The 22,919-nt window shown below is 27.2% G+C and carries 21 protein-coding genes; 1 reads left to right on the top strand and 20 read right to left on the bottom strand.

Annotated features, from left to right (window positions below):
* Positions 1–209 precede the first annotated feature (209 nt).
* From ACD762_RS03055 to ACD762_RS03030, 6 genes are all read right to left on the bottom strand, one after another.
* Positions 210–1,880 (bottom strand): SpaA isopeptide-forming pilin-related protein, encoded by a 1,671-nt coding sequence (locus tag ACD762_RS03055; protein WP_423364391.1) that lies wholly within the window; start codon positions 1,878–1,880, stop codon positions 210–212.
* Between the two features lie 332 nt (positions 1,881–2,212).
* Positions 2,213–2,815, bottom strand: coding sequence for a DNA-3-methyladenine glycosylase family protein (locus ACD762_RS03050; protein WP_423364390.1), 603 nt, complete (start codon positions 2,813–2,815; stop codon positions 2,213–2,215).
* The gene (locus tag ACD762_RS03045) at positions 2,809–3,465 is read right to left on the bottom strand and encodes a hypothetical protein (protein WP_423364389.1); all 657 of its coding nucleotides are present in this window, start codon (positions 3,463–3,465) and stop codon (positions 2,809–2,811) included. The genes ACD762_RS03050 and ACD762_RS03045 overlap by 7 nt, the downstream gene beginning before the upstream one ends.
* The gene (locus tag ACD762_RS03040; protein WP_423364388.1) at positions 3,458–4,087 is read right to left on the bottom strand and encodes a hypothetical protein; all 630 of its coding nucleotides are present in this window, start codon (positions 4,085–4,087) and stop codon (positions 3,458–3,460) included. Before ACD762_RS03040 ends, ACD762_RS03045 begins: the two co-directional genes overlap by 8 nt.
* A 1-nt stretch (position 4,088) precedes the next feature.
* Entirely contained in the window at positions 4,089–5,348 is a 1,260-nt protein-coding gene (hflX, locus tag ACD762_RS03035; RefSeq protein ID WP_423364387.1) for a GTPase HflX, read from the bottom strand.
* A gap of 44 nt (positions 5,349–5,392) precedes the next feature.
* The gene (locus ACD762_RS03030) at positions 5,393–5,890 is read right to left on the bottom strand and encodes a hypothetical protein (protein ID WP_423364386.1); all 498 of its coding nucleotides are present in this window, start codon (positions 5,888–5,890) and stop codon (positions 5,393–5,395) included.
* 161 nt (positions 5,891–6,051) lie between these two features.
* Here ACD762_RS03030 and ACD762_RS03025 point away from each other — a divergent pair, with 161 nt between their 5' ends.
* The gene (locus tag ACD762_RS03025) at positions 6,052–6,267 is read left to right on the top strand and encodes a hypothetical protein (protein WP_423364385.1); all 216 of its coding nucleotides are present in this window, start codon (positions 6,052–6,054) and stop codon (positions 6,265–6,267) included.
* Between the two features lie 44 nt (positions 6,268–6,311).
* Here the strand turns inward: ACD762_RS03025 and ACD762_RS03020 are convergent, their stop codons facing one another.
* The 14 genes from ACD762_RS03020 to ACD762_RS02955 form a co-directional block, all read right to left on the bottom strand.
* Positions 6,312–7,073, bottom strand: a complete 762-nt coding sequence (locus ACD762_RS03020; protein WP_423364384.1) for a hypothetical protein — start codon at positions 7,071–7,073, stop codon at positions 6,312–6,314.
* A gap of 149 nt (positions 7,074–7,222) precedes the next feature.
* The gene (locus ACD762_RS03015; protein ID WP_423364383.1) at positions 7,223–7,666 is read right to left on the bottom strand and encodes a hypothetical protein; all 444 of its coding nucleotides are present in this window, start codon (positions 7,664–7,666) and stop codon (positions 7,223–7,225) included.
* Between the two features lie 78 nt (positions 7,667–7,744).
* Complete coding sequence (gene pyrE, locus ACD762_RS03010) at positions 7,745–8,386, bottom strand: orotate phosphoribosyltransferase (protein ID WP_423364382.1); 642 nt, start codon at positions 8,384–8,386, stop codon at positions 7,745–7,747.
* Complete coding sequence (gene pyrF, locus ACD762_RS03005; RefSeq protein WP_423364381.1) at positions 8,379–9,068, bottom strand: orotidine-5'-phosphate decarboxylase; 690 nt, start codon at positions 9,066–9,068, stop codon at positions 8,379–8,381. The genes pyrE and pyrF overlap by 8 nt, the downstream gene beginning before the upstream one ends.
* Positions 9,061–9,975: a dihydroorotate dehydrogenase gene (locus ACD762_RS03000; protein ID WP_423364380.1), complete on the bottom strand. Its 915-nt coding sequence runs from the start codon at positions 9,973–9,975 to the stop codon at positions 9,061–9,063. The genes pyrF and ACD762_RS03000 overlap by 8 nt, the downstream gene beginning before the upstream one ends.
* Positions 9,965–10,696: a dihydroorotate dehydrogenase electron transfer subunit gene (locus tag ACD762_RS02995; RefSeq protein WP_423364379.1), complete on the bottom strand. Its 732-nt coding sequence runs from the start codon at positions 10,694–10,696 to the stop codon at positions 9,965–9,967. The genes ACD762_RS03000 and ACD762_RS02995 overlap by 11 nt, the downstream gene beginning before the upstream one ends.
* Positions 10,683–13,844, bottom strand: a complete 3,162-nt coding sequence (carB, locus tag ACD762_RS02990; RefSeq protein ID WP_423364378.1) for a carbamoyl-phosphate synthase large subunit — start codon at positions 13,842–13,844, stop codon at positions 10,683–10,685. Before carB ends, ACD762_RS02995 begins: the two co-directional genes overlap by 14 nt.
* A gap of 29 nt (positions 13,845–13,873) precedes the next feature.
* The gene (locus ACD762_RS02985; RefSeq protein ID WP_423364377.1) at positions 13,874–15,166 is read right to left on the bottom strand and encodes a dihydroorotase; all 1,293 of its coding nucleotides are present in this window, start codon (positions 15,164–15,166) and stop codon (positions 13,874–13,876) included.
* The gene (locus tag ACD762_RS02980; RefSeq protein ID WP_423364376.1) at positions 15,153–16,016 is read right to left on the bottom strand and encodes an aspartate carbamoyltransferase catalytic subunit; all 864 of its coding nucleotides are present in this window, start codon (positions 16,014–16,016) and stop codon (positions 15,153–15,155) included. Before ACD762_RS02980 ends, ACD762_RS02985 begins: the two co-directional genes overlap by 14 nt.
* A 381-nt stretch (positions 16,017–16,397) precedes the next feature.
* Positions 16,398–16,994: a cadmium resistance transporter gene (locus ACD762_RS02975; protein ID WP_423364375.1), complete on the bottom strand. Its 597-nt coding sequence runs from the start codon at positions 16,992–16,994 to the stop codon at positions 16,398–16,400.
* Positions 16,995–17,085: 91 nt separating this feature from the next.
* Positions 17,086–18,690, bottom strand: coding sequence for a bifunctional aspartate transaminase/aspartate 4-decarboxylase (locus ACD762_RS02970; RefSeq protein WP_423364373.1), 1,605 nt, complete (start codon positions 18,688–18,690; stop codon positions 17,086–17,088).
* 183 nt (positions 18,691–18,873) lie between these two features.
* Positions 18,874–20,280, bottom strand: coding sequence for a dicarboxylate/amino acid:cation symporter (locus ACD762_RS02965; protein WP_423364372.1), 1,407 nt, complete (start codon positions 20,278–20,280; stop codon positions 18,874–18,876).
* Positions 20,281–20,676: 396 nt separating this feature from the next.
* On the bottom strand, positions 20,677–21,612 hold the full coding sequence (locus tag ACD762_RS02960; RefSeq protein ID WP_423364371.1) for a hypothetical protein: 936 nt from the start codon (positions 21,610–21,612) through the stop codon (positions 20,677–20,679).
* 44 nt (positions 21,613–21,656) lie between these two features.
* Complete coding sequence (locus tag ACD762_RS02955) at positions 21,657–22,916, bottom strand: S1 RNA-binding domain-containing protein (protein ID WP_423364369.1); 1,260 nt, start codon at positions 22,914–22,916, stop codon at positions 21,657–21,659.
* Positions 22,917–22,919 lie beyond the last annotated feature (3 nt).

Genomic DNA, 22,919 nt, shown 5'->3' with positions numbered 1-22,919 from the left:
TAATCAAGCATTACAGCCTTTTATATTGCTACTACCTAAAACAAATGATAATTTTAGCTATCTAATACCCTATTGCATCTGGATTAATAAGTCTATTAATGGCAAATGAAATGAAGACATTGATATATTTGCTAAAAAACACCTGTATTATATGATATATTACAGGTGTTTTCATCGTTTTATATTAAATTGTTTTTTGTCTTTATTATCTATTTATTCTTTTTTAATAAGTAAGAACTTCCTAAAAGAGTACTTGAAATAGCTAGGGCTATTAAACTAAATAGTAAGTTATTTCCTAAACTTGTTTGTGGTAATTTTTCTTGCTTTTTATCAACAACATGAACAGTTGAAGTTTTTGGTTTATTAGCTTTTTTTACTTGAACAGCACTTGTTTGATTAGCTGTAATTTCAAATGAAACTGGCGTTGCATCTAATACATAACCTTTAGGTGCTTTAGTTTCAACTAGTTGATATTTACCTGCTTTTAAATCAGAAATAGTCAATTTGCCATGTTTATTAGTTACTAAGTCAGTTTTTAATACTTTTCCAACATTGTCTAATAGCTTAAATTCTGCACCAGCTAAAGTTTTATTAGTTTTACTATCAATTTTAGTTAAGACTACACTACCTAATTGAATTTTCTTATTAACCATACTTACTTTTACAGCTACATCTTGATTATCAACAATTTTAAAATCAATTGGTGTTTTATCTAATACATATCCCTTTGGAGCTGCAGTTTCTATGAACTGATAATTACCAGAAGCTAAATTGTTCACCTTTAGTTTTCCTGAACTATCTGTTACTAAATTATCTTTAACAACTTTTCCTGAACCATCAAGCAACTTAAAGATTGCTCCTGCTAAATATTTTTGATTGTCTTCAGAATCTTTTTTTGTTAAAACAACACTTTGATTATTTCCACTTCCAGAACCACTACCACCAGTGCTTGGTGTATGTACTGTTATTTCTTGAGTTTCATAGTCTGTTCCAACTAGTTTACCAGCATTTGTATATTCACTTGATGCGCCATCATCAGTTGATTGAGCATCGTAAGTTATATAAACACAATCTTTTAAGTTTCCTAATTCTACAGAGAATTCTGTATCACTAATTGTTGTAAACTGCCCTTGTGTTAAGTATGCTCCAGCATTTGGTGTTCCATCAGAATTCCAAGATGCAACATGGTAGCCAGCATAAGTACCTGGTATCAATGTTTGATTTGGACCTAATGTATCAGTATATACAGCATCTTGAATTTCTTCACTTGCAAAATTTACTCTGACAACCCAATGAATAATTGAAGGATCATTAGCATCTACTGATCCCCATTTATATAGTTTTTCATCTACACTTGGTCCTTCACCACCATCTATATGGATATTTGAGCTACCACCAGTTCCCCAATCAATTGGATTATCTGTACCTACTTCAATGTTTTCTTGATTCCATTGAGTAGTAATATTAAATGAACCATTTTTGTTATCAGGATGTGTTTCATAATAGTCTGTAAAGACAATTGTAACTTTTCCTGTTGTTTTATCTACAGTTGCATGCCCAATAGGATTACCAGCACCATCTGTTAATTCAAATTTTAAATCTGTAGATAATGTTAACTCTTTAGGTAAATCAATAGTCATCTTATCTCCTGCTTTTATCTGAACATTATCTGGAATTGAAAACTCGTAATGAGCATTCATTGTATCATATTGACCAAATGAATTTGATGGATTCCCATTTGAATCCTGTAATTCAGCTTTGGTAATAAATTGATCTCCGAAATCTGTTGCTGCTAAAACTTGAACTCCACTAAATCCGTTGATGAAAATGCCAAAAATAACGGCAAAAAGACCAATAATTAAATGCGTTTTCTTTTTCATAATTAACTCCCTCTTTCTCATGATAGATTATATATAATTGTGTTATTTTTGTCAAATTCATTTTTGCACACTTAAACAACATTTTTGTACTTATCTCGATAAGTAAAGCCTTATTTCAGAGTAATAACATTTTGATATCATAAATAATTCTATATTTATTCTAAAAAAAGGTGTGAAATTTTTTGTTGCACTAATTAGATTTAGTGTAGTTTTATTGTATTATATGTGATTTAAAGATTAGTATTAATAATAGTATATATCTTTATTATCATTTTCTACCAATTAAAAAAGCTTTAATGCATGATTAAATAATCAATGCATTAAAGCTTTTTTTATTTTTTTGATATATGCCATAAGTATATTGATGCAATAGTAGCATATTGTCCATATATTTCTTGATGTTTCAAAAAAGTTTTTTTATCTAATTTGTCATAATTATAGAGTTTTTCCATTCCAACTCTTATCATTAAATCATTATAAGAGATTATGTCATTTCTATTTAAAGTAAATAGTAAGAACATTTCAACTGTCCATATACCTATTCCAGGGAGTGGAAGTAATACTTTTATTATTTCTTCATTACTCATTTTTGACATTAGTTCAAAGTTAATTGTATTATTTTGAGTTGCCAAAGCAAGGGCAAATATATAATCACATTTTCGATATGTCAAACCAATTTTTTGTAAGCTTTCTTTATCTAATTCCAAAATACTTTTAGGACTAATGTCTGTTATTGTATCTAGAAGACGATTTTTTATTGTCAAAGCTGCTTTTGTACTTATTTGTTGTGAAATGATTTGAAATACTAAAGCTTTAAAACCATCGTCTATTCCTTCTCTTGTCAGGGGTCCTATTTCAATCATTGCATTGTATAATATTGGATCTGCACTTTTAAAATGATTTAATGCATTTATATCATAAGCATCAATTATCATAATGTATATGCTCCTTTAACAACAGCCTGAATAATTCCTTGTACTATTATATTATTAGCATCTTTTACTACTTTAGATTGTTTTTTGTAATCGAGTATTATTTTTTTTATTTCAATATATGTTTGGTAGTTTGGAGTACTAACATATTTAACATCACTTTCAATTAAATACAACATCTTTTTTATAGTAGTTGGTTTAATAAATATCTCTGTATCTGCATTAAATATTCTTAGTAAAAAAGTTATCACTGGCCATTTAGCAGGATTAGAATTCTTTTCTAACTTTTTTAAACTTAAAATATGAACAAAATAATTAAAGTTTTCTTCATTATTATTTGTTATAAAGTTATATAGCGATGATAAAAACTCATCCCAAGTTCTTTTATCACTTAAATAATTTTTTAATGCTACTTTTTCAAATACTGATACTGCTGATGTCATTGATACTATTCTTATAATAAAATTAATGTTTTTTTGTTGCATAGTTCTATCGTTTATTTTTAAATCTTCTAGATTAAACTCATTAACTAATTTTATGATTTTTTTTGATACTAGTAGTCTTTTATTATCACTATAAAATTGTTTATCATCTATTCCTTGAGGATATTTATTTAAAAATAAACTGTCTATTGCTTTAAAATGTTTATCCATTTGAATTCTCCTTTAAAAGATAAATAAAAGTCAAATTATCTAAATTATTTAACTTAGGATTAGTTTGCTTAAAATCATTTAAAATTTCTTTGATTATTTCATAATTTTGAGCTGTCGGTACACTATCTAAATAGTAATCACTTTCAATATCTTTTAAAAAATGGTTGATGATATTACTATCGATGAAATATTCGCTATTATTATAAAGATAGGCTACTAACAAAGTAACTATATTATAATTACTAATGTTTGTTTTATATTCTTCATCATATTTTTGTAGTATGTTTATGACTAAGTAAAAATTATCTTTATATGGGTTTAATAATTGTTGTTGTAAAGCCATTAAATAAGGAAAACGATATTTTTTATCTTGAAGTAAATTAAGATATTTATTTTCGATATCTTTTGTTATTAACTTACTAGTTGTGATTATTTCAATTACTGCCATTATGTTTTGATTAATCAAGTTTACATCATCAAAAGTTTTAACTTTTAGTTTGCTTATTAAACTTAGTATTTTAGTTGATTGAAGTGTCTTTTCAGCATCTTTTAAAAATTGTTTGTCGCTTAATCCATATTCATATTTATTTTCTATTGAATTTAAAATATTTAAATAACTCATACTATTCACTTTTAATGTAGTCTTTATAAGTATCTGCTTCTTCTTGTGTTAGATCTACTTTTAAAACTACCCCTTCTTCACTATCATCCATTTCATAAACATTAACATTTCTTATGAAATAATCAAGATCTTTGTACATATTGTATGGTATTACAACATTATATGTTTTGTTGTTTGGATATAAGCTATTTTGAATTACTTCTTTTAACATTTCAATGCTAGTATCTTCTTTGGCACTTATTGTTAGTATATTTTTTTCAAAAGTTGGATATTTTGCTTTTTTTACATTATCTGCTTTGTTGTAAATGTAAATCATTTTAGTTTGATCACTTACTCCAATTTCTTTTAATGTTTGATTTGTTACTTTTATTTGACTTTCATATTGTGGATTAGAATAATCTACTACATGTAATAACAAATCTGCTTCTATTGCTTCTTCTAGGGTTGTTTTAAATGAATTGACTAAACTATGTGGTAACTTTTCAATAAATCCAACAGTATCACTTAATAGTATTTCACGGTGATTTGGAAGAAACATTTTTCTAACTGATGTTGCTAAAGTTGCAAATAACATATCTTTTTCAAAGACTTTTTTAGATTCATCTTCACTGATTAGTTTATTCATTAATGTAGATTTACCTGCATTGGTATATCCTACTAGTGAAACTAAATATTTATCTGTATTAACTCTTTGTTTTCTTTGTTCAAAACGAGATACTTCACTTTGTTCTATTTCTTTTTTTAATTCTTGTATTTTTTTATTAAGTACTCTTCTATCAGTATCTATCTTCTTTTCTCCTGAACCTCTGTTTGATGTACCTCCACCTCGTTGTTGATCATATCCTTCATCACTAGATACTAGATGAGCTAGTTCATGTTGTAATAAAGCTATTTTAACTTGTAGTTTAGCTTCTCTAGTTCTTGCTCTTTGTGAAAATATATCTAATATTAATAGAGTTCTATCTATTATTACTACATCTTCTCTTGTTAATAATTCTTCAATATTTCGCACTTGTGATGGTGAAAGTTCATCATTAGCTATTAGATAATTTATGCTTTTATCATTATCTATTATTTTACACACTTCTTGGATTTTCCCTTTTCCAAAGTAGGTAGCATTATTTGGCTTTTGTAATGGTTGTGTAATTATTTCTGCTAATGATATATTATTTGCTTTTGCTAGATTTCTTAATTCCCACATGCTTTCTTCTAATTTTTTAGGATAGGTACCTACTCCTATCAAGATTGCTTTTTTCTCCATTTTAATTATCTCCTTTTTTAAAAATAGGATAGTCTATGACTATCCTATTCAGCATCAATATCTATTACTGTTTTTTCTTCATTTGTTGTATTTATGATACTGTTACTATTTTGTTTAATAAATTTACTGAATTTATAAGCAAAATAATACATAGTTGTTAAGGCTACTGAAATCATCATCATAACCATTGAACTACTGAACACCATAAAGATTGTAAACAATATACTCAAGATGAAAGCCGCTAAAAATCCTCTAGGATTGTTGTTACGATAGCCAAATGTTCCACAGATAAATATTGCACCTAAATAGACTACAAATAACAACATTGCCTGTTTCATTGCACTTATTAGCTCACTCATTGTAAATCCATAAGTAGAAATATCAATTCCAAACGAATCAAATTGTGCTTTTAATGCATCTTGAAAATTTGCTGTATTAGATGTTTGTAATACCATTACCGCCATTATTAGTACTAGTACTGTTAAAACACCTGAAAAAACGACTGCATAAAATCCAAATTTATTTTTTACATTATTATTCATGTTAATCCCTCCTTGATATTATTTATTATAACATTTAATCTGATTTATAAGAAATAGTTTTGTTTATAAATGTTTTGTCATGCGTTTATTAGAGTGTTTTGCTTTATTTTTGCTTTTTTCAATGATATTATTCAATTAGATATGAGAAAGGGTGTTTTATGATGGATGAAAATCACAAACAAATTCATGATTACATTATTGATAGAACCGAAACTGAAAATGTTGAGGCGCAAAAAGAGGTTATTAATAAATTAGTTACTAGTAATCGAAGCAAAGATATATCTGATCAATTGAATGAAAAAATTCTTGAAAATGTTAAACCTGAATATATTAACGATGTTATTGCATTTTTAAATGGTTTTGCTCAAAACTTTTAATTATAATAAAAGACTTAGAAATTATCATATTTCTAAGTCTTTTTTTAGATTAATGTTACTGTAGGCCATCTTTCTTCATTATATAATTCTACATCGATAAAGTAATCGTTTTTTATTTTTACTATTGGTATAATACTTAGCAAAACAATCATTCCTACACAAACTATTATATTAAAATCAACATATTTTTGAATGATTAAAAATAATGATGTAGCTACTGTTATTGCAATAAGATAGTATTTTTGTTTGTCACTTACTTTACATTTGTTTAAGTATGAATAAGAAAGGAATCCCGCAAAACATATTAATAGTATTAAAAATAATAAATACGTTACTGTATACTCTCTAGCTATTATACTAATTATCATAAAGATTAAAAAAGCTGAATAGTACATTATTACACTACTATATGCTTTATTAGCATTTCTATATGTTTCGATTTTATCTAGTATATATATTATACCCTTGTATTTCCATGTTAATGAAACTATGCTTATCAATATGTATAAAGCAAGCCCTATGTAGTTAACTATTGGTGTTGTTGGTATTGTTACAAGAACAAATCCTATTAAAAATAAACCTCTAATAATATTTTTGTTTTGATCTTTAATTTGATTATCTTTTATGTTTACTAACAGATATATTCTAGCAAAAAATACCATTGAAATTATTAATCTTGTATTTAAATCTAAATTATCATGTGCATTTAAATTTATTAGTTGCCCTAGTTGAAAAAATAGCCATACAATTATTAATAATTCTACAATTAAAACAGCCAATCTTTTTTTACTTATATTTAAGGTCACTCTATTACATCTCCTTACTGTTACAACTATAATTATATTGTTTGCTAATTGAAAAGTCAAAGATTTTCTATTATTAAACTATAGTTTGTCTATTTTTTGATTATTCTTCATTAATATATTATTTTTATTACACTTATTTAAAAAACAAGCTATTTATCAGCTTGCTTTTTTAGTACAATTTTATTCATTTTAATTATTTTTTCTTCTAAAACTGGTGTTGAATTATTTTCTACTTCTTCTTGATAAAAATCAATAAAGCTATTATATTCTTGTATTGTATCTTTCAATTTTAGTTTATTTTTATTATCATTTTTTAAACATGCTAGTTCATAAAGTACAACTGCTTTTTCTTCAATTGAAACATCTTTAAGTTTGCTTATATCAAAATTATGATTTTTGCTAAGCTCTAATTCTATTCTTATTAATTTATTATTAAGTTCTGTACTTTTATTATCAAACATTTTGTTTAAATCATTTAATATATCATTGCTATTAGTAATTGTTACAATAACAGTTACTAGGATAATTAACAACGTACAAATTACAATTATATACATTTTAACATTCCCTTCTCTAGCTAAATAATTTCTCATTTTATTATATGGTTATTTAAAATAAAAGGCAATAATTAGATGAGTAAAATGTACAATATACACACTAACATGTATAAGTTATAACATAATCCAGCTTTCATCACTAGGATTATCTCTAAATTTCTTTATTCTATTAATATCACTTGTCTCAATGTAGTTATTTATGCTTGCTACTTCTAATAAAGTATCTAGATCTGTTAAAGTTTCTACTTTTATATTTGCTTGTGCAAAGTTTTCTTTTGCTTTGTTCATTTGATATGTAAATATTGCAATTACTGCTACTGTTTCAATTTTATTTTCTTTAAGTATTTCTACACATTCTAATGAACTTTTCCCTGTTGATATTAAATCTTCTACTACAAGTACTTTCGCATTTTCAGCTATTTTTCCTTCAATTTGGTTTTGTCTACCATGTTTTTTACTGCTTGCTCTAACATAGGCCATAGGTTTATTTAAAATATGGGCAATGATTGCTGCATGTCCTATTCCTGCTGTAGCTGTTCCAACTATACAATCAACATCAGAGTATTTTTCTTTAATCATTTCAACAAAGGCATTTTCAATTACATTTCTTGTCTCTGGATATGAATAGGTAATTCTATTATCACAATATATTGGACTTTTTATACCACTAGCCCATGTGAATGGATCTTTAGGATTTAAAAATACTGCTTTTATTTCTAATAATTGTTTAGCTATTATTTCTTTTATATTATTCATTAATAAACTCTCCTTTTATCTTTTCATACATTTCTTTAGGATTACTTGATTGCGTAATTGGTCTACCAACTACTATGTAATCACATGTTTCTTCTTTTGCTTTTTGAGGTGTCATGACTCTAATTTGATCATCTTGACCTGCATTATATCTTATACCTGGAGTTATAGTTAAAAAATCTTTTCCAAGTTGTTCATGTACTTCTTTAGCTTCTAAAGGTGAACAAACTATTCCATCTAGCCCTGCTTCTTTTGCATTTTTAGCATATGCTAGTACAACATCTTGGACTTTTAAAGGTATTAATAATTCTTCATTCATTACTTTTTGTGATGTACTTGTTAACATTGTAACACCAATAATTATTGTTTTTTCATTATTCAACATTGCTTTAGCTGCTTTCATCATTTCAATTCCACCAGCACAGTGGACATTTACCATATCTATATCTAATTCACTTAATGATTTCATTGCTTTGGCTGCTGTATTTGGAATATCATGTATTTTTAAATCTAAAAATATTTTATGGTTATTTGCTTTTATTTTTTCAATTATACTTGGACCTTGTTTATAGAAAAGTTCCATTCCTACTTTTACATATATTGGATAATTAAAATTGTCTAAAAATTCTAAAGTTTCTTTTTCACTGTTGAAATCAAGTGCTATTATTACATCTTTATTACTCATTTAGTGCTCCTTTAATAATATCATTTAAATCGTCTATCTTTAATTCTTTCATTACTTTTTCTAGTTCTAAAATTATATCCTGGCAGGCATATGGATTTATTAAATTTTCGCTTCCTACTTGTACTGCACTTGCTCCTGCAAGCATCATTTCAATTACATCATAGGCATTTTTTACGCCCCCGCATCCTATTATTGGCAATTTTGTTGCTTGAGCAACTTGATAGATCATTCTTATTGCAACTGGTTTAATTGCAGGTCCTGAAAAGCCCCCCATTTTATTATGTATTACTGGTTTTTTAGTATTTAAATCTATTTTCATTCCTATTAAGGTATTTATCATTACTAAGCCATCTACATTAGCTCTTTCACAAGCTAGTGCTAATTCTACTATGTTAGTGACATTAGGACTAAGCTTTATGTAGACTGGTTTTGAAACTGACTCTTTAATTTTTTTTGCAAGTTTATATAACATTTTTGGATCTGTTCCAAATGCTATGCCACCACATTTTACATTTGGACAACTGACATTTATTTCTAGTGCTCCTATCATCTCTTCCTTGTCAAAAGCTTGAGCACATTGTATATAATCTTCTATTGTTGATCCTGCAACATTTGCTATTACTTTTTTATGATACACTTTTTTTAACTTTACTAATTCTTCATTGATTACTTTCTCAACGCCAGGATTTTGTAAACCTATAGCATTTATCATTCCACTTTCACATTCTGCAATTCTTGGTAGTGGATTGCCATAACGACTCTCTATTGTACTACCTTTTAAACTAATGCTACCTAAAATGTTAATGTCATAAAATTGCATAAATTCATGGCCAAAGCCAAATGTACCACTTGCAGGAATTATAGGATTATCTAATTCTAGTCCTGGTAAGTTTATTTTAGTAATCATTTAAGTTCAACTCCCCTATTTTAAATACTGGTCCTTCAACACAGATTCTTTTGTAGCTATTATCTTTTGTTTTACAACTACATCCCATACATGCTCCAAAACCACAACCCATTCTTTCTTCTATTGATATTTGTCCATCAACTTTTACATATTCTTGAATTGCTTGTAACATTGGCATTGGTCCACATGAATAGATATAATCATATTTTATTTGTGGATTTGCTTTTAAATATTGAATTATATTTCCTTGAAATTCAACGCTTTTTTCAATTGTTGCTATCAAAGGATTATATTCTGTATAAGCATTCTCTGCTAAGTTAGTTATTCCTATTAGTAGTTTAACTTCATTATTATTTTTTAATTGTTTATATAATTCTAATAGTGGTGGGATACCAACTCCTCCACCTATTAAAAGTATATTTTTGTTTTCAACAAGCTCAAAACCATTACCTAAAGGATAAAGGATATCTAAATATTCATTTTCTTTTATATTTGATAAATCTTTTGTTCCTTGTCCTTTAATCTTATAAATTATTTCAAAATTTTGCTCGTTTATGATTGAAATAGAGATTGGTCTTCTCAAATAGTGATTATCTAATTTTATATTAATAAATTGTCCTGGTTTCGCATTTATTTGTTTTTCAAATACCATTTTATAAGTATTCAAAGCAATAAGCTTATTGCTTATTACTTTGATTTTTTCAGTTTTAGATTGTGTCAACTTTTATCCCTCTTTCTTCTAATACACTAAGTAATACATTTGCAGTATCTAAACTTGTAAATGTTGTTATATTATTTATCGCTGCATTTGTTCTAATTATATAACCATCACTTTCACTATCATTGTTTTGATTGTTTGTTGTATTAATAATATATTTTATATATCCATTTTTAATCCAGTCTAAGATTTCGTTACTTCCTTGAGATATTTTAGTAAATACTTTTACTTTCATACCATTTTCTTTTAAGTATGCTCCTGTTCCCTCAGTTGAAACTATATTAAATCCTAAGTTATAGAATCCTTTAGCTATTGGTAGCATTTCTGCTTTATTAGCATCATTTACTGTGATAAAAATTGTTCCATAATCTTTTATTTTCATTCCACTAGCTTGAAGTGCTTTATATAATGCAAGATTCAATGTTTTATCATAACCAATTGCTTCTCCAGTAGATTTCATCTCTGGGCCTAGGTTTATATCTAATCCAGATATTTTTGAGAATGAGAAGGTTGGTGCTTTTACATAGTATTTTTTGGTTGATACTGGAAGTAATCCTGTCCATAATGAAATATTTTCTAGTTTTTCTCCTAGCATTATTCTTGTTGCTAGTGCTGAAATATTAACATTTGTTATTTTTGAGATAAATGGCACTGATCTTGATGCTCTTGGATTTACTTCTATTATATACACTACATTGTTTTCATCAACTATGAATTGAATGTTATAAAGACCTTTAATATTTAATGCTAATCCAATTTTTTTAGTTATTTCTACTATTTTATCGATAACTGTTTGTTCTATTGAGAAGGTTGGATATACACTAATTGAATCTCCTGAATGAATTCCTGTTTTTTCTATATGTTCCATTATTCCAGGTATTAGGATATTTTCACCATCACATAAGGCATCAAGTTCTACTTCTTTTCCTTTTATATATTTATCAATCAAGATTGGCTTTTGAATTGATACTTCTTTTACATTATTTAAATATGTTAATAGATCTTTATCATTATAGACTATTTTCATTGACTGACCACCTAGTACAAAACTAGGTCTTACTAATACTGGATAACCAATCTCATTTGCTACTTTTGTCCCTTTAGCTAAATCTGAAATCGCATGTCCTTTTGGTTGTTTAATATTGTTTTCTTCAAGTAGTTTTTCAAATAGGTCTCTATTTTCGGCTTTATCAATTGCTTCTGTGCTTGTACCTAAAATTTTAACTCCATTACTTGCTAAACTATTTGCTAAGTTAATTGCTGTTTGACCTCCAAGTTGTACTATGACACCTAGTGGTTTTTCAATTTCTACAATGTTTAAGACATCTTCTGTCGTAATTGGTTCAAAGTATAATTTATCTGAGAATGTAAAGTCTGTCGATACTGTTTCAGGATTATTATTGATTACTATTGCTTCATAGCCATGTTTTCTTATCGTTTGAATACAGTGTACTGTTGAATAATCAAATTCAACTCCTTGACCTATTCTAATTGGTCCTGAACCAAGTACGATTATTTTTTTATTTTTAGATATTTCATTATCGTCTGTTGTGTTGTATGAAGAATAGATGTATGGTACAAACTCTTTTATGTTACAAGCATCAACAAATTTATAAGCTGGTTTTATTTTTGCTTCTTTTCTAAATTCTCTTATTTCTTCTTCTTTAACACCTAATACATTAGCTATAACTATATCTGACATTCCTAATTTTTTAGCTTTTTCAATACTTGCTTTATCTAGTTTAATTTCTTTTTCATATTGAACAATTTCGTTGATTTTTTCAATAAACCAAGGTGTTATTTGACTTAAATCACATATTTCTTGAACACTAGTTCCTGTTCTTAATAGTTCTCCTATAATGTATATTCTTTCATCATCGGCATACTTCACTCTATTTAATAAGTCTTCTCTAGTTTCATTTTTACCTTGTTTATATTCTAGATAATCATAGTTGTATTCTAATGATCTTAATGATTTTAATAATGCCTCTTCAAATGAATTAGCAATTGACATTACTTCTCCTGTTGCTTTCATTTGAGTACTAAGTTTTCTATTTGCACTAAAGAACTTATCAAATGGAAATCTTGATACTTTAAGCACTGTATAGTCTACTTGAGGTGCTCTTGAAGCATCACTATCTAGTAAGGCTATTTCTTCTAAGTTGTAACCAACTGCTACAAGTGTTGTAACTCGTGCTATTGGATATGATGTTGCTTTTGAAGCTAATGCACTTGATCTTGATACTCTTGGGTTTACTTCTATTACAAAGTATTTGTTTGAATGTGGATCTAAAGCATATTGTATATTACAACCACCAGCAATTTTTAATGCCTTAATCATTTTTATTGCTCCAGTTCTTAACATTTTTAGAGTATCTTCTGCTAATGTTTTGGTTGGCGCAACTACTATACTATCTCCTGTATGAATTCCTACTGGATCGATGTTTTCCATATCGCATACTACTAAAGCTTTATCTTGATTATCTCTTATTACTTCAAATTCAATTTCTTTATACCCTAGTAATGACTTTTCTACTAGTACTTGATGTGCTGGTGAAAGACTTAAAGCTGTTTGTGATATTGTTTTGGTATCTTCATCATTGTAAGCAAATCCTCCTCCAGTTCCACCTAGTGTAAAGGCTGGTCTTAAAACTATTGGATAACCTATTTTGTTAGCTAATACTACTGCTTCTTCAACACTATGTGCTATTTCACTTTCAATTATTGGTTCATCTATATCTAAGCATAGTTGTCTAAATAATTCTCTATCTTCAGCTTTGTTTATCGAATCTAAACTTGTTCCTAAAACTTCAACTTGGCATTCTTCTAAGACACCTTTTTGGTCCAATTCCACTACCATGTTTAGTCCTGTTTGCCCACCAAGTCCTGGAATTATTGCATCTGGTCTTTCTTTTCTTATTATTTTTGAAATGTATTCTAATGTTAATGGTTCCATATATACTTTATCAGCCATTGTTTTATCTGTCATAATTGTTGCAGGGTTTGAATTAATTAAAATTACTTCATATCCTACTTCTTTAAGTGCTAAGCATGCTTGTGTTCCTGCATAGTCAAACTCTGCTGCTTGTCCAATTACAATTGGACCACTTCCGATTACTAAAATTTTCTTAAGATCTGTTCTTTTTGCCATGTTATATTTCCTCCAAATTAATTTAGTTTCTACCAGTTATATATTTTATCTTCAAATATTGTTTTTTCTATTTTTCCTTTTAACTCTCTGTTTAAATAAAAGGTGTTTTTTGATTTTGATTTGATATTTTCTTTTGTGTATACTACATCTTTGTTTAAATCTATTATATTTAGATATGCCTTGTTGCCCACTTTTAAACTATTATCTATATTAAATATTTTTTGTGGATTGTCTATCATTGCTTTTAATATTGTTTCCAATGTTACTTTTTGGGTCTTGATTAAATAGGTGTTTAATAATGAGAAGGCTAACTCTAAACCTATTATTCCAAATGGTGCATCATTTACATCTTGGTTTTTTTCTGCTTCGCTATGAGGTGCATGATCAGTTGCAATACATTGTATTATTCCTTGGTTTAATCCATCAATCATTGCTTGTACATCTTTTTTATTTCTAAGTGGTGGATTCATTTTATAATTGCTATCTGTAACATCTATTTCACTATCATCACTTATTAAATGGTGTGGTGTAACTTCTGCAGTAACATTCAAGTTTGCTTTTTTAGCTTCTTTTAATATATCTAATGATTCTTTTGTTGACATGTGACAAATATGATATTGATATGGATGTTTATTATGTATTTCCTTGATAATGTCAATGTCTCTTTGGATCATCACCCATTCACTTTTATTATTAATGCCAATCATATTATTTTTTTGTGTTGTATTACCTTCATTAAAAGCACCCATTCCATTAATAAATTGTTCTTCATCTTCACAATGAGCACTTACAAGTTTATTATTTTGTCCAGCTTTTATTAAAAGTTCTTTCATTATTTCTTTATTCTGAATTCCCTTACCATCATCACTAAATCCAGCTATATCATATTTACTTATGTTATCTATATCAACTAGTACATGTCCTGCTAGTGATATTGTTGCAGCACTAAATGGTCGGATTTTAATAATTGCTTGTTTCTTAATGTGTTTCAGATGCTTATTTATCATTAATTCTGTATCTAGTACTGGATTAGTATTTGGCATTTCACACACATGTGAGTATCCACCTTTTAAAGCTGCCATACTTCCTGTTTCTAAATCCTCTTTGTGTTCATACCCAGGTGTTCTAAAATGAACATGTGGATCTATGAAACTAGTAGTTATCAATTTGTTCTTGCAGTCGATAACTTTTATATTGTTATTATCTTCTATCTTATTTGCGATTTTAACTATTATTCCATTTTCTATTTGAATATCTAACTTTTCAATTTTATTATTTAAATATACATCAGCATTTTGTAAGATATATTTATTTAAGTTCATTGTAAATTACCGCCATTCTTAAATAAAGTCCATTATTCATTTGATCAAATATTTTTGATTTTGGTGCCTCTACTAATTCACTAGCTATTTCAATGCCTCTATTGAATGGTGCTGGATGTAGAATAATAGCATTTTCTTTCATCATATTGTATCTTTTTTGGTTTAGTCCATATTTATCTAAATACTCTTCTTTATCTATTTCAAACTTATGTGCATGTCTTTCAAATTGTACTCTAAGTAGCATTACTACATCTACTTTAGGTATTGTTTTATCTAAGTCTTCAAAAAAAAGATCCTTCTCTTGAAATGGTTCTGGACTTGATAGGTATATTTTATTACCTAGTCTTTCTAGAATATCAATATTGGTATGAGCTACTCTTGAATGTTTAATATCACCAACAATTAAAATGTTTAAATTGTCGATTCGATTATATGTTTCATAAATAGTCAATAAATCCAATAGTGATTGGCTTGGGTGATTACTAACACCATCGCCACCATTAATGATTGGGATCTTTATATTATTTAGTTGTTTATAGTAATTATCAATTTTTGAACGAATAATTAAAGCATCAGGCTCTATCGATTCAAAAAATTTAATTGTATCATAGAATGTTTCCATTTTCTCAAGCGAACTAGAGTCAGGATTAAAATTAATAGTTTGACAACCCAGCCTTTTAGCCGCCATATCAAAAGAATAATGTGTCCTAGTACTTGGTTCAAAAAATAAATTACATACTACTTTTTTCATTTTGAAATCTACTTCTTTACCATTTTTAAATTCAATGGCTAAATCAAGCAAATCTATTATTTCTTTTTTTGTAAAATCATTTAGATTCAGTAAACTCATGTAAACTACCTCCCTATTTTTTTGCAAAAAAAAATACCCTTTTTAGACTGGTATCTTACTATTGTATTCATGAATCCCAGTCAGGTCATTTTTATTACCACTAGTATCTTAACACATCAAAGAAGATAAATACAAGAATTATTTTATTATTTATTTAAATAGTTTATATCTATAACATCTTTACTATATAAAAATGTTATATGTTTACAATTATATATTTAGAAATATTTGATATATTTAATTCGCTAAAAACGGTTTAATTCCTATATTTATCATATTTTCAATTTTTATTTAGATATTAAATAGTACTATTTTATAGTGTTTTTTAGGCAGTCTATCTAAATGAATTTTATAGTTATTACTTGTGCATTATATTTGTTCTTACTTAAAGATGATATATAGACCTAACAAGATAAATACTATTGGTATAATAATGTGTTTTGATTTTTCTAATTTGTCTTTTATTATTGGAAAACTTGCAAGTTTGTATCCTATTAAACATGATATCGCAATCATTACTATAAATATAATTATCATTATTATGTATTCTGGTTTTGTGTAGTCTTTAAAAAGTGGTATGTAAATACCTAGATTATCTGCACCATTTGCAATGGTTAATAGTATTGCATTTATTAATTGATTGTGATTTTTAGCAGTATTTTTGTTTTTCACAAAAGTATTTGCTTTATTTATTTTTTTATTATCGTTTTCTTTTTTATAATCTAACCATGTTTTTATCCCTAGTATGATGGGAATTATTCCTAAATATTTTATCATATCTGTATTAAGTAAACTTAAGCTATAAGATGCAAAAATACTTATTGTTAATAAAACTAGTGTTCCTACATATTGTCCAATTACTATTTCTTGGTTATCTTTCTTATTCTTTGCCTGTGCAAACAATAAAGTTACTATAAAAATATTGTCTAGGTTTGTACTTATAAAAGCTATTAAGTTTGTTATTAAAAATGTTTGCATTATTAATCTCCTTTTTTGCAATATCTAAAAAAGCTGCAATTATAATTTATATTATAATAATACAGCTTTGTTGTAAACTTATTAACTTTGTTTATTTTTCTTTTTTATTAGAAAATTCATCATAATACTCTTTTAGCATTACTATTATTTGTTTTCCTATTAAATGATAGTCTTCTGTAGGTAAATTAGCTTGTGAAACTCTTAAATTTCCTTCTGCTGATCCAAAACCTACGCCATCCATTAACACTACTCCATTTTTATTTGCTAAATTAAGTAGAAAGTCGATGTGCTCAATGTTATTTTCTAAATATGTTCTAAACTCTTTTCCATATTTTGTTTCAGCTAGATCATATATATTTATTAGTGAATAGTATTTAGCATTTGAAGGTGTATCATCTCCAGGATATTTCATTGCTGCATGCAAGTCTTCATATCTTTTGTATACTAATTCATTTGATGCATTAATATAGTTATCTTTTTTATCTAATTTAATTGCTACTAGGTGTGTTAATGAAAATAGTACTTCCATTATTTGTTGAGGAGTAGATAACCCTGATGTATGGTATAAACCTACTGCTCTACTATCAGCTACTATTCTTTCTAAAAAAGGCATAGATTGTACTGAATGAGTTACAATATCATATCTTTTATCTAACAGTGATTTATCTTCTTCACTTAAATCAGATATTAATTTATCATAGACATTATCTTCATTCATTGCTATCATACCAACTCGCCAACCTGTTGCTCCATATAGTTTTGAGTATGAGTATACTAAAATTGTGTTGTATGGTACTACACTATATATTGTTTGAAATTCATCTACAAATGTTCCATAGACATCATCTGTTATTATCATTAAATCTTTATTTTTTTCGACTACTTTTTTTATTTCATTTAATGCTTTTTCTGATAATGCTTTTGAACCTGGATTTGATGGATTAACCATAAAAAAGGCTTTAATATCAGGATCTGCTAATTTATCTAGTTCTTCTATTGATATATCCCAATCATTATCTGCTGTTGATGAGATAAACACTTCTTCTAATTCATATTCAGCAAGTTCTGGTATTTGTAAATACGGTGTGAATATAGGTGTGTTGATTGCAATTTTGTCCCCTGGTTTTATTAATTTATTTCTTTTCAATGAATTAAATAAATATACTATTGCAGCTGTTCCTCCTTCTGTTGGAAATACTTGTGTTTTGTCAGCAAGTTCTACCCCATTGTAAAGTGTTGACTGTAAAAATTGATTAAGTATTATTTCACTGTTTTTTAAACATCTACTTGGTACTGGATAATTATTACCGATTGCTCCATCTACTAGTTCTTTTATAGTTTCATCTAAATCTAGAGATAAATCATCTTTTAAATAATTTATTGCATCTTCTAAAAATTGATCTGTTTCATTTTCTTCTGGTTCTAAGAAAGCTTCAAATCTTTCTCTGATACCTACTAATTGAGTGTAACCTGCCATGTCTGCTTCATTTATGGTTCTCAATGAGTCTTTTATTCCAAATTCTACTAATTTACTGAAGGCTAATCTAGCTTTAGTGTTTATCCAATTTGGATTACCTCTACCTGCATTTAAAAAGATATTATTCTTTTCATTTTTTTCTGCTAACTTTAACATTTCAAAACTTATTTCAAATGCTCCAAGTCCTTCAAATTTTTGATTATCAATATTTTGTTTCATTTCTTACATCCTTTGTTTTTTGTGACTTTCTATAAAGTATCACACTTAAAGTTAACAGTCAAGTTTACTCTTATGTCTATTTTTACTAAATATGTAATAAAAAGCAAAAACAGACCAATTAAGCTATGCATTAGCAAAATTAATCTGTTTTCATATAAAATAATAATTATTATAAATAGTGGGTTATTTATTTTCTACTGCTGAAACTTCTATTTGATCATTATGTACTTGTTTATCAACAACTGTTGCAACGGCTAGTGCACCATTTACGTTTGTCATTGTTCTAAACATATCAATAAAGAAATCAATTGGAGCTACAAATACTATTACAGCTAGTGGTAAATGTAATGTTGTCAGTACTAGTGTTGCGGCATACATTGCAGTACCAGGTACTCCTTGCATTCCAAATGAAGCTACTAAAACGACAATTAGAACCATTGCTAAAGAAGCTACATCAATTGTTGTTTGTGTTGCATGCATACTCATTATCGCAATTACTGTTGGATATATTGCACCACATGCTGCCATTCCCATTGTTGTACCTAATGTTGGTATTATTGTTGCGCTATCTTGATGTAATCCAACCTTTGTTTGTAATGCATCTATTGAAAGTGGTAATGTTGAGCTAGATGATGATGTGAAAAAGGCTGTTATTAGTGGATTAGAGATTGCTTTTAAATAGGTAATAGGATTTCTACCTGTAAATGCTACTACAAGAATAGTTAGTACAAAGACAATAATAATTGATACTAACATTACTCCTACATATGTAATTAGTGTTGATATTGAACTAAAGTCTGATGCTAGTAGTACATTTACTAACATAGCAAATAAGCTATATGGTAATAAATTGATTATTGTTCTTACAAAATAATTCATTGCTTCAAATACAGCACTTGTAAATTTAACTACTACAGATACTTCTTCGCTATATCTTTTCTTTGCTCTATTTAAACTTATACCAAATAAAACTACAAAGATTATTACTGGAATGACACTTCCTGCTGCTGCACTTTCTACTAAATTAGTTGGAATAAATGATCCAAGTAATTCAAAGAATGTATATTCTGTTGCAGTAGATGCTGCTGTATTTAGACTTGTCATTGTATCATCAATTGCTATTGTGCTTATATCTAAACCTGAACCTAAATTAACACTTAAACTAACAACCATTGATATTGCACTTGCTACTAATACTGTTATTACAAATCCTATTATTCCTAATGTAAATACTTTTGATGAATGATCATCTTTTTGATTTATTATTAGATTCAGTATTGAGAATGCTACTAGTGGTAAGACACTCACTCTCATCAGCTTTGTAAATATTCCTGATAAGAATCCTAGTCCTTGAAAAACAAAGCTTGATTCTGCTGCTGACTTGATTGATTCAATGTTTTGTGAATTGAATATTTCAAATGAGTTTCCTATTGATATTGAATTAACTATAAGACTTATTATGACACTGACTACTGCTAGTAGTAATGAAATCATAATCTTTTTAGTAAAACTTGCTTTTTCTTTACTAAATTTAAAAATGATTAGTAATGAGATAATACTTAAGATTGCTAATGTGATTTGAAGTTGCATATTATTTCTCCCTTTTTTTTATTGTCAATGCATTTTATCACATGGCAGTATTTTTAGAAACAAAAAGACACCACCATGTAATGGCGATGTCTGATAAATTATATTATATATTCGTTTTTAAACGAATGCACAACACAAAAGTTCGTAATCACCATTTGTAGTGATACGACAACACATTGTATTAATTTTATTATCAAAGATTAAATTGTAATTTGTTTTCATAATTAATACATCCTTTCGTGTCTATTTCTTTCATCTTTAATACTATAACAGTTTTTCTATAAGTCTACAAGCAATTATATTAATTTTTTCTATTATATTATATTTTTATGATTTTTACTTATTATTTTTAACAGTTTTTTGACTATTTGTGTCCAATTATTTATATTTGTGATCTTAAGGCGTATCGCAACTTAATGAATAATCTTTATCTAGCACTACAACATTGTATTTATATACTTTTTGATTATTAATCGTTTGAGAATAAACTTCTACATGCATTGTTTCTGAATTTGCAACTGTTACTGCCATTTTTATTTCATGTCTTAAAAAGCTTGTATCATTATATGTTACATAATCATAGTATTTATGTTTTGTATCATTTACTTTTTTAGGATTGTTTCTTGTATATCCATATACAATTGAACTATTTGTTTCTAGTGTTGATTTATTGATGTTTAAACAATTATTCAATCCAAGTGCTTTACAAAAATTATCTGTTGCTACAGCTTCATATTTCCACAATCTATTATTTTGTTTATTAAAACAATCGTTATCTACTTGTGAGCTTGTATTATTATTTTTACTAGCATCTATATAGGCATTAGTTATTAATTTTGTTTGATTATATTCTTTTGAAACTATATCATCAAATCTATCTAACTGGCTTTTTAAAGATCGCAACTTGTCTAATTCATAGTTATTATTTAAATCTTTTATTAATAGCTCACTTTCTTTTATAGCATCTTGAAATCTTTTTTTACTTGATTCACTAAAGTTTGTAGTATTCATTGTTCTATACAAATTAAATTTATATACTTGTTGTAAGTAATCTTTCTCAACATTTTCAAATGTTTTTTCTTGTATATCATGATAATAATCTCTTAATTCACTACTGCTTGAATATTTTTCTTCTATTAATTTTTCTAATTCTTTTTTATCTGTTACTACATCTTTATCAAGATACTCTTTATATTGAATATTAAAGTTCAAGATATTTTGCTCAATTCTTTTAGCTTTATCTTGATCAATTAAAAAAATATAAATAGTGAAAAATATTATTATTAGTACTAATCGTAATACTACATTCCATCTAATGCTGTGTTTTTTCATTTAATCACTCCATTTAAAGAAAAAAAGAGTTTTACCTCTTTTTTTTAGATACTTTGTTCAAATAATTCATATTGTTTATTAACAAATTCTACATTTGATAAAGATATTTTTTCGTTTTTATCATCCATATCTGTTACTATTACTTCTAATCTATCGTTAATTCTAAGTGTTGGTTTTACTTTTGAAAAATCATAAATGTCTTCGTTTGGAATAGTTGTATAGAAGTTATCAACAACCATTACTCTAATTCCATTTTCAGTGATTCTTTTTATTAGTACACTAATTGTATCTGAAACTTTTACTTTATCTTTTAAAGCTTCATAAGGTGAAGGTTGTAAATGTTTTATTGATAAAGCTATTTTCTTTTTAGCTTTATCTAAACCAATTACTTTAACTTCTATTTCTTGACCTACTTCAAAAGCATCTAAATTTTTTGTATGTTCATAGCTTATTTCTGAAATATGTACTAATCCTTCTACATGTGGAAATAATTCTACAAATAGTCCATAATCTGCTTTACGTGTAATTTTTCCAACTACTATTTCATCAATTTTTAAGTCTTTAGCTTGAGCAAAAGGATGTTCTGTTAACTCTTTGATACTACCTTTTAAACTTAGACTTCTTTCTTGAACTTCTGTTACTTTTGCAGTAAACTCAGTGTTTACTTTTGGCATTTCTGTTAAGTTGTAGTGTGCTATTTCACTTCTTGGAATAAAGCATCTAGTTCCATCTACATCTAATATAATACCTGCATTTATTGTTTCTACTACAACACCTGTTACAATATCATCTACATGATATGTTTCTAGGAATTTTTCTTTTTTCTCATTGTTAATTTTTTGAACTAATTCACGTCTATTCAATTCAAAATCTTCATATCCTCTACGAGATTTTTCTACTACTAAGAATTCGTATTCATTTCCAATATATGGTGTTCCATCACTAATATATTTAGTATCCATGTTTCTTACATAAACACTACCACGTACATTGTCTTTTAAATCAACAATGAAACGGTTATTTCTATAATCAATAACTCGTCCTTGAACTGTTGTATCTGTTCCTACTAGTTCTTCTAAATCTTCTATATGTTTTTTTCTTAGAACACCTTTCATTGATACATAGATATCATCTTTTACATAATATGCTACTATAACATCAACAATATCTCCTACTTGTACATCTTCTTCAGCTTCTTCTCTATTTAACATAGCATCGAATCCGATTCCAATATCTACTAAGTAGTAATTTTGGTCTTCTTGTACAATTTCTGCGCTATATATAGTTCCTACTATATTTTTCATCTT

Origin of the sequence: Mycoplasma sp. P36-A1 (assembly GCF_049478495.1) — a bacterium.
Taxonomy (GTDB): domain Bacteria; phylum Bacillota_I; class Bacilli_A; order JAJDGJ01; family JAJDGJ01; genus P36-A1.
The sequence above is the reverse complement of the archived record's forward strand: the minus strand, read 5'-3'. Positions and strand labels throughout refer to the sequence as shown.